This window comes from Nocardioides sp., from assembly GCF_035547795.1.
Classification (GTDB): Bacteria; Actinomycetota; Actinomycetes; order Propionibacteriales; family Nocardioidaceae; genus Nocardioides.
Genome location: NZ_DASZUF010000052.1, coordinates 21041 through 28485, shown reverse-complemented (window position 1 = coordinate 28485; position 7445 = coordinate 21041). Strand labels below are relative to the sequence as shown.

The 7445-nt window shown below is 72.0% G+C and carries 7 protein-coding genes; 2 read left to right on the top strand and 5 right to left on the bottom strand.

The genetic code is table 11. The features are described 5' to 3' along the window. Positions 1-19: 19 nt before the first annotated feature. Genes VHA72_RS04210 through VHA72_RS04200 form a run of 3 tightly spaced genes read right to left on the bottom strand, consistent with a single transcriptional unit; the run spans position 20 to position 2395 of the window. Positions 20-832, bottom strand: coding sequence for a septum formation family protein (locus tag VHA72_RS04210; protein WP_325573189.1), 813 nt, complete (start codon positions 830-832; stop codon positions 20-22). Next, the gene (locus VHA72_RS04205) at positions 829-1599 is read right to left on the bottom strand and encodes a septum formation family protein (RefSeq protein WP_325573188.1); all 771 of its coding nucleotides are present in this window, start codon (positions 1597-1599) and stop codon (positions 829-831) included. Before VHA72_RS04205 ends, VHA72_RS04210 begins: the two co-directional genes overlap by 4 nt. Positions 1600-1621: 22 nt before the next feature. Then, positions 1622-2395, bottom strand: coding sequence for a sigma-70 family RNA polymerase sigma factor (locus VHA72_RS04200; RefSeq protein WP_325573187.1), 774 nt, complete (start codon positions 2393-2395; stop codon positions 1622-1624). Between the two features lie 228 nt (positions 2396-2623). Between VHA72_RS04200 and VHA72_RS04195 the strand changes: the two genes are divergently transcribed. Beyond that, on the top strand, positions 2624-5071 hold the full coding sequence (locus VHA72_RS04195) for a phosphoketolase family protein (protein WP_325573186.1): 2448 nt from the start codon (positions 2624-2626) through the stop codon (positions 5069-5071). A gap of 2 nt (positions 5072-5073) precedes the next feature. Continuing rightward, positions 5074-6081: an acetate/propionate family kinase gene (locus VHA72_RS04190; RefSeq protein ID WP_325573185.1), complete on the top strand. Its 1008-nt coding sequence runs from the start codon at positions 5074-5076 to the stop codon at positions 6079-6081. Between the two features lie 3 nt (positions 6082-6084). Here the strand turns inward: VHA72_RS04190 and VHA72_RS04185 are convergent, their stop codons facing one another. After that, positions 6085-6942, bottom strand: a complete 858-nt coding sequence (locus tag VHA72_RS04185; protein ID WP_325573184.1) for an aldo/keto reductase — start codon at positions 6940-6942, stop codon at positions 6085-6087. Beyond that, positions 6939-7442: a flavodoxin family protein gene (locus VHA72_RS04180; protein WP_325573183.1), complete on the bottom strand. Its 504-nt coding sequence runs from the start codon at positions 7440-7442 to the stop codon at positions 6939-6941. The genes VHA72_RS04185 and VHA72_RS04180 overlap by 4 nt, the downstream gene beginning before the upstream one ends. Between the last annotated feature and the right edge of the window lie 3 nt (positions 7443-7445).

Below are 7445 nucleotides of genomic sequence, written 5' to 3'. Positions count from 1 at the left end.
CCCCCCCAAAAGTGACCTCTCAACGATGGTCGGGGGCCCAGCAGATGCCGTAGGTCTGGCCGGCGGCCCACTGCTGGGCGGTCGGCCACTCGTAGCCCCACTGGTAGTTGAGCGCGTCCGAGGCGACGTTCTGGCCGGCTTGCTGGCACGGCTTCTGGCCGGCGGCCTTGACCTTGTCCTCGCCCGGATAGGGGCCGGCGGGCAGGTCGACCACGGAGAGCGCCTTCCAGGTGTGGTCGGCCCGGCACGGGACCCGGGCGAAGCCGGCCGTGCCGGGCTGGGCTGTGCCGCACATCGCCCAGTCGCCGGCGTGCGGCCCACCGAGCACGCCCTTGAGCGAGCCGGTCACGGGCGCGAGGGTGCCGTCGCCGGCCAGGGCGATGACGTCACAGCGGTACCAGTCCGCGCCGCCGTCGACCTGCGCCACGGTCGGCGTGAACCACACCGCGCGCAGCATGCTCAGCCGCAGTTTCGCCTCGTCGCCACCCAGGTACGACGACAGCGCGTCCGGGCAGACCGAGGCGACCTGCGCCTGCACCCGGGCCGAGTCGGCGGCCACCAGGTGCCCGCCCACGGTGGTGTGCAGCGCGCCGACGCGGAACGTCTCGGCGGTGTGGCTGCTCGAGCACGACACGTCGGAGGTGGTGGCCGGCAGGGTCGGCGCGACCGCCTCGGCGTAGGTGAGCTGGTGGCAGCCGGACGCCGCCGGCCGCGGTACGGCGGAGGCGGTCGGGGGAGGCGTCGTGGGAGCCGGCTTCGTCGGTGTGGAGGAGTCGCAGCCGGCCAGGAGCAGGGCGGCGAGCGCGACCAGGGCCGCGAGCGGACGGCTCATCGCGCCGTCCTCGCCCAGCACACCGAGCGCCGGTTGCCGGCGCTCCACTCCCGCTGGCCGAACCAGGTGTAGCCGAAGTCGAAGTCAGCGGGGTAGCCCAGCCAGGCGTCCACCGAGTCGGAGCAGTAGGACTTGGTCTTGGCCTTGACCGCCGCGTCGCCCGGGTACTTCTGGTCAGGCTCGCCGAGTTTGATCGTGGTCACCGCCCGCCAGTCGTGCTTGGCGGTGCAGGGCACCGTCGTCCCGGCCGAGACGGACTTGCCCTTGACGCACGCCATCCACTGGTCGTTGCCGCGGCCGCCGAGCAGCTTCTTGGTGGTGGTGGGCAGGTCGACGTAGCGGCTCTGGGTGGCGGCGCCGCCGAGGACGTCGCAGCGGTACCAGTGCGCGCCCGCCTGCCAGGCCGCGGCGGTCGGCCGGAACCAGATCCAGCTCAGCAGCGAGCGCATCGCGGTGCTGTCGTCGGTGCCCAGATAGCGGGGGAATGCCTTCGCGCAGGCGGCGTAGATCCAGGTGTCCAGCGCGGGATCGTCCACGGTGCGGAAGCGTGCCGGGATCGACCCGACCGCGAACGTCTCGGCGTCGTGTGGCTCGCTGCACGCGACGGGGGTCGAGTCGTTGCTGGCCTGGGCGACGTCGTGCGCGGTCAGCATCCGACAGACGCCGGGCTGCGGCGCCGCGACCGAGACCGGGTCCCGCGGCGCGCTGTTGCCGCACGCGCCGAGCGCCAGGAGGGCGGTCAACACGGGGATGAGCAGGCGGGCCACGGGGCCCAAGGGTAGTGAGGTACTACGCCGCCGCGGTGCCGAGGGCGTGCCGCAGGTCGCGCAGGATCCGGGTGAGCAGCCGGGAGACCTGCATCTGGGTCACGCCGAGGTCGGCGCCGATCTCCTCCTGGGTGCGGTCCTCGAAGAAGCGCAGGTAGAGGATCCGCTTGTCCCGGTCCGGCAGCTCCTTGAGCACCGGCGCCAGCGCGGTGCGTGCCTCGGCCGCCTCCAGCTCGCTGGGCTCGCCCGTCTCGTCGGGGATCAGGTCGCCCACCGTCGCCGCGGTGTCTTGACCCAGCGGCTGGTCCAGGGAGGTCGGGGTGAAGCAGCCGAACGCCACCAGCGCCTCGTCGTACTCCTCGCCCGAGAGGTCGAGGCGCTCGCGGACCTGCTGGTCGCTCGGCTCGTGGCCAAGCTCCTGGGTCAGGTCCTCGATGCAGCGGTTGACCCGCCACTGCAGCTCCTGGACGCGGCGCGGCGGCCGCACCGCCCAGCCGTGGTCGCGGAAGTGCCGCTGCAGCTCGCCGCGGATCGTCGGCACCGCGTAGGTGAGCAGGTCCTTGCGGCGGCTCGGGTCGAACCGGTAGACCGCCTTGACCAGCCCCTCGTAGGCGGCCTGCTGGAGGTCCTCCAGAGGCACGCCCCGGCGGCGGTAGCGCGAGGCCACCGCCTCGGCCACTCCGCGGTTCACCAGGACGACGTGGTCGAGCAGCTCCCGCCGGTGGTCCTCGTCGTCGGCGTTCTGCGCCTGCTCCAGGAGCTCCTCGGTGGTCTGGGCGCGCTGCAACCGCGTCATCCCGCGATCGCCATCAGGGCGGCGGACGCCGCGTCGCCCGGTGATATGCCGTACTGCCTGTGCTGCCATCTTCCAGCCTCCAGCCCGAGTTGGTGGTGGTTGTGCAGTGCGCCTTCGAACTTAGCCCTATACCCCGGCGGGCACAAAGGCCCTGGCCGTACGGCGAGCTCGAGGTGCCGAAGGCCCTGGTGTGCTCCGGCGCTGTGGTGGTACCCGTGGGACATGGCCATGACAACGCCCGCCGACCTGGGTGTCACCCAGCCCCTCACCGAGGACGAGGTCCTCCGGATCGACCGCTGGTGGCGCGCCGCCAACTATCTGTCCGTCGGGCAGATCTACCTGATGGGCAATCCGCTGCTGCGCGAGCCCCTCGAGCCGCACCACGTCAAGCCGCGGCTCCTCGGCCACTGGGGCACGACGCCCGGGCTGAACTTCCTCTATGCCCATCTCAACCGGGCGATCATGGCGCGCGACCTGGACATGCTCTACGTCACCGGTCCCGGCCACGGGGGCCCGGGCCTGGTCGCGTCGGCGTACCTCGACGGCACCTACTCCGAGGTCTATCCCGCGATCGGGCAGGACGCCGAGGGGCTGGCGCGACTGTTCACCCAGTTCAGCTTCCCCGGCGGCATCCCCAGCCACGTCGCACCACAGACGCCGGGCTCCATCCACGAGGGCGGCGAGCTGGGCTACTCCCTCTCGCATGCGTACGGCGCGGCCTTCGACCACCCCGACCTCGTCGTCGCCTGTGTGGTCGGCGACGGCGAGTCCGAGACCGGGCCGCTGGCCACCAGTTGGCACTCGAACAAGTGGCTGGACCCGCGCCGCGACGGCGCCGTGCTGCCGATCCTGCACCTCAATGGCTACAAGATCGCCAACCCGACGGTGCTGGCCCGCATCCCCGAGGACGAGCTGGCCGCGCTGCTGGAGGGCTACGGCTACCGGCCCTACCTCGTCGCTGGCTCCGACCCGGCGCAGATGCATCAGGCCTTCGCCGCCACGCTGGATGCCTGCCTGGACGAGATCGCCGAGATCCAGCGCGCCGCCCGCGGCGAGGGTGAGCTGCCGCCGCGGCCGCGCTGGCCGATGATCGTGCTGCGCACGCCGAAGGGCTGGACGGGCCCCAAGGAGGTCGACGGACACAAGGTCGAGGGCTCCTTCCGGGCCCACCAGGTGCCCTTCGCCGATGCCCGCGGCGACGAGGGCCACCGACGGATCCTGGAGACGTGGATGCGGTCCTACCGACCCGAGGAGCTGTTCGACGCGGACGGCGCTCCGGCCGAGGACATCCGCGGCCTGCATCCGGTCGGCGACAAGCGGATGAGCGCGTCGCCGTACGCCAACGGGGGAGCGCTCCTGCGCGACCTGCGCCTGCCGGACTTCCGCGAGTACGGCGTCGAGGTGACCCATCCGGGCACCGGCGCCGTCGAGGCGACCAGGGTGGCGGGGACCTGGCTGCGTGACGTGATGCGGGACAACGTGGGGACGTTCCGGATGTTCTCCCCCGACGAGAACTCCTCCAACCGGCTCCAGGACGTGATGGAGGTGACGGATCGGGCCTGGAACGCCGAGATCCTGCCCGACGACGACCATCTGGCGCCGGACGGCCGGTTGATGGAGATCCTCTCCGAGCACACCTGCGAGGGCTGGCTGGAGGGCTACCTGCTCACCGGCCGGCACGGGCTGTTCTCCTGCTACGAGGCGTTCATCCACATCGTCGACTCGATGTTCAACCAGCACGCGAAGTGGCTCAAGACCACCCGTCACATCCCGTGGCGGCGGCCGATCGCCTCGCTGAACTACCTGCTCACCAGTCACGTGTGGCGCCAGGACCACAACGGCTTCTCCCACCAGGACCCGGGCTTCATCGACCATGTGATGAACAAGAAGGCCGAGGTGGTGCGGGTCTACCTGCCCCCGGACGCCAACTGCCTGCTCTCGGTGATGGACCACTGCCTGCGCTCGCGCAGCTACGTGAACGTGGTGGTGGCCGGCAAGCAGCCCGCGCTGCAGTACCTGCCGATGGAAGCGGCGGTGGTGCACTGCACCAAGGGCATCGGCATCTGGGAGTGGGCGTCGAACGACGGCTCCGCGGAGGGCGTCGGAGAGCCGGACGTGGTGATGGCCTGCGCCGGCGACATCCCGACGATGGAGACCCTGGCCGCCGTGTCGATCCTGCGCGAGGCGGTCCCGGACCTGCGGATCCGGGTGGTCAACGTGGTCGACCTGATGCGGCTGCAGCCGGACACCGAACACCCGCACGGCCTCTCCGACGCCGACTTCGACGCGCTCTTCACCACCGACCGGCCGGTCATCTTCGCCTACCACGGCTACCCGTGGCTCATCCACCGGTTGACCTACCGCCGGCACAACCACGACAACCTGCACGTGCGCGGGTACGTCGAGGAGGGCACCACCACGACGCCGTTCGACATGACGGTGCTCAATCGCATCGACCGGTTCGACCTCGCCCTCGACGTCCTCACCCGGGTGCCGGGCCTGGCGGAGCGCACCGGGGAGCTGCACGAGCGGCTGCGCAACAAGCTCGTCGAGCACCAGCATCACGTCCGGACGTACGGCGAGGACCTGCCCGACGTCCGCGACTGGGAGTGGCACGACCAGCCGGGGCCGGCGGTGGTGACGCCCGACGCCGAGCGCAACGCGCCGGAAGGCTGAGCATGCGCGTCCTGGTGGTCAACCCGGGCTCGAGCTCGCTCAAGGCCTCCCTGGTCGTCGACGGCGAGCGGGTGGAGGACGACGACGTCGCGGCCGAGCGCGGCGGTGAGGAGCTGGCCGCGGTGCTCGACCGCTGGAGCCCGGTGGATGCGGCCGGGGTGCGGTTCGTGCACGGCGGCCCGGACCTGACGGCGCCGGTGCTGGTGGACGACGAGGCGCTGCGGACACTCGAGGGCACCGTCGAGCTCGCGCCGCTGCACAACCCCACCTCCCTGGCGGTCGCGCGCACCCTGCGCGACGCGGGCCTGCGCGTGGTCGCGTGCTTCGACACCGCCTTCCACGCGACGCTGCCGGCGGCGGCCGCGACGTACGCCCTGCCGCGGGCGTGGAACCGGGCCTGGCGGCTGCGGCGCTACGGCTTCCACGGCCTCTCCTACGAGTACGTCGCCGCCCGCGCCGCCGAGCAGCTGGGCCGACCGCTCGCCGAGCTGCGGCTGGTGCTGTGCCACCTGGGCGGTGGCGCCTCGGCGTGCGCGGTGGTGGGTGGCCGGTCTGTCGACACCACCATGGGCTTCACGCCGATGGAGGGGCTGGCGATGCAGGTGCGCAGCGGGTCGGTCGACCCCGGCCTGCTGCTGTGGCTGCTGCAGACCGGCCGGGTCGGCCTCGACGAGCTGGCCGACGCGCTCGAGCACCGCAGCGGCCTGCGCGGCCTGTCCGGGACCTCCGGTGACATCCGGGAAGTGCTTGCCGGGCTCGACGAGGGCGACGAGGACTGCCGGCTGGCGTTCGACGTCTACGTGCACCGGCTGGCCGCCGCCGTGGGTGCCATGGCGGCCTCGGCGGGCGGACTCGACGCGCTGGTCTTCACCGGTGGTGTCGGCGCGCACGTCGCGCGGGTGCGCGACGTGCTCGCCGAGCGGCTCGCCCACCTCGGGCCGGTGCCGGTGCTGGTCATCGCGACCGGCGAGGACCTGGCCATCGCCGCCCACGTGGAGCGACTGCTGTGAGGGTCAGACCGCCGACTCGAGGGCGGCGTACTCCTCGTCGGTGAGGGTGATCTCGGCGCCGGCCATGTTCTCCTCCAGGTGCGCCACCTTGGATGTGCCAGGGATCGGCAGCATCACCGGGGAGCGGCGCAGCAGCCAGGCCAGTGCGAGCTGGGCAGGGGTGGCGCCCTTGGCCTGCGCGACCGCGGCCAGCGGGCCGCCCGGGCGGGAGAGCTCGCCGGTGGCCAGCGGGAACCACGGGATGAAGCCGATGCCGTGCCGCTCGCAGTGGTCCAGGACGTCCTCGGCGGCGCGGTTGGCCAGGTTGTAGAGGTTCTGGACGGTGGCGATGGTGGTGACCTTCGACGCCGCCTCGATCTGCTCGACCGAGACCTCGGAGAGACCGATGTGGCGGATCTTGCCCTCGTCCTGCAGCTCCTTCAGCTCGCCGACCTGGTCCTCGAGCGGGACCTCGGGGTCGACGCGGTGGAGCTGGAAGAGCCCGATTTGCTCGACGCCGAGATTGCGCAGGGAGAGCTCGGCCTGCTGGCGCAGGTACGCCGGCCGGCCGACCGGGGTCCAGATGCCCGGACCCTGACGGGTCAGGCCGGCCTTGGTGGCGATCACCAGGTCGTCGGCGTACGGCGCCAGGGCCTTGGCGATCAGCTGCTCGGCGACCACCGGCCCGTAGGAGTCGGCGGTGTCGATCAGGTTGACGCCCAGCTCGACGGCCCGGCGCAGCACGCGCACCGCCTCGTCGGGGTCCTTCGGGTCGCCCCAGACGCCCTCCCCGGTCAGCTGCATGGAGCCGAAGCCGAGTCGGTGGACCGGCAGGTCGCCGATGGTGAACGTGCCGCTCGCGGCGGCGGGGGTCTGGGTCATGACGCGTCTCCTTCGAGGTTCTCGATCAGGGCGGCGAGGGTCCCGCCGAGCTCGTAGGCCGCGTTGCGTGCCTGGTCGTCGACGTCGCCGAGCACCTCCAGCACGGGCGCCGACTGTCTCCAGCCGAGGGCCTGCACGATGCTCTGCACGGACCGCACCGCACCGGTGGTGTCGTAGCGGCCGTGCACCCACAGTCCGTAAGGCTTGCGGCTCCCGGATGATTCCCGGGCGCTGCCGTCATCGCTCAGCGCGCCGCCGGCCTGCAGGAAGATGGTGTCGAAGAAGTGCTTGAGGGCGCCGCTCATGTAGCCGAAGTTCGCCGAGGTGCCCAGCAGGTAGCCGTCGGCGGCGAGCACGTCCGCGGCGGTGGCGACCAGCGCCTCACGGACCACCACGTCGACGCCGGTGATGGCATCGTCGTGGGCGCCGGCCAGCACCGCCTCGGTGAGCGCGGTCGTCGTCGGGGTGGGGGAGTGGTGGACGACCAGCAGCGTGCTCATCGG